We start from the raw sequence: 1,166 nt of genomic DNA, 5'->3' as shown, positions 1-1,166 counted from the left end.
TTTTTGCGGAGCCGAACTCGATCAGGGGCTCTGCAAAATAAAATTCGTATCCGGATCTCTGTGAAAGGTTGGTCTGTGCGAAAGATTTTGCGCATTGTTTCGAGGTGATCCTATAATTATAAGTCCCCTCGGATAAAACTGGGGATCATGGCATTCCGGGAAATTGACGATGATCTCTGGGAGATTGTTCAGAAATACCTCCCCCCAACAAAGCCGCACATCGGTCGACCCCGGTGTGACCCCCGCAGACTGATCAACGGCATCCTGTACGTTCTGACCACCGGATGCTCCTGGCTCGATGTTCCAGCGAACTACGGCACCAAATCGACGGTTCACCGGTACCATCTCGAACTCTGCGAGAAAGGCGTGTACCAGGCGATCTTCCTCGACCTTCTTCAATCTGGCTACGAGATCAAAAAAATCGATCTCTCACACTGTGCGACCGATACCAAAGATATCCAGGCTAAAAAAGGGGGTCGACCGGCTATGATGGCTATAAAAAGGTAAAGGGGAACAAGCTGAGTGTTCTGGTCGATCGAAACGGCCTCCCGCTTGCCTGCACGGTTGCACCGGCAAATACCCATGATTCCCGGCTCTACGAGCCAACTCTCGAAGCATTTGAGATTCCCGAGGTGCAAGTTCGTCCCAGGATCATCTCCGCAGATGCAGCCTACGATGCCCGGGAGATCCGACAATACAACCGGAAACGAAGAATCAAAAGTAATATCCCGGTCAACCGAAGATCCCGGAAACAGCCGAAGCGAGGAAGGCCATTCTGGTTCGATACAGAACTCTATAAAAAGCGCAATGCGGTAGAACGGTTCTTCAGCTGGATTGAGGCGTTCAAGAAGATCACTCCCCGATACGAGCGATATGAGCACTCATTCATGGGATTGATTCACTTGGCATGTAGTGTCATGATCGGGAGAATATTGGGATGACCTCTTCACGAGAGTGTGGTGCTTTTTGTCTTCCTCAAGAGCATCACCGATTCGCTCTCGTGCCGAGGGTATAGAGTATGCTTTATATTTCTCTTTTAATTTATCCAATTCCTCGCGGACTTCAGGTGGAGAACGCTTGTAGAACGCCTGAAAGTCTTCCTTCTCACGAGGAATATGGATGATATCACCCTACGGTCGCCATATGATCGATATTCTCGACCACAA

The 1,166-nt window shown here is 49.7% G+C and carries 2 protein-coding genes; both read left to right on the top strand.

The annotated features are described in order from the left end of the window. Nucleotides 1-147 precede the first annotated feature (147 nt). Complete coding sequence (locus EI28_RS13065) at nt 148-507, top strand: transposase (protein ID WP_048115549.1); 360 nt, start codon at nt 148-150, stop codon at nt 505-507. 11 nt (nt 508-518) lie between these two features. Further along, complete coding sequence (locus tag EI28_RS15630) at nt 519-941, top strand: IS5 family transposase (RefSeq protein ID WP_082223192.1); 423 nt, start codon at nt 519-521, stop codon at nt 939-941. The last annotated feature ends 225 nt before the right edge of the window (nt 942-1,166 follow it).

Origin of the sequence: Methanoculleus sp. MH98A (genome assembly GCF_000691865.1) — an archaeon.
Lineage (GTDB): Archaea > Halobacteriota > Methanomicrobia > Methanomicrobiales > Methanoculleaceae > Methanoculleus.
The sequence above is the reverse complement of the archived record's forward strand: the minus strand, read 5'-3'. Positions and strand labels throughout refer to the sequence as shown.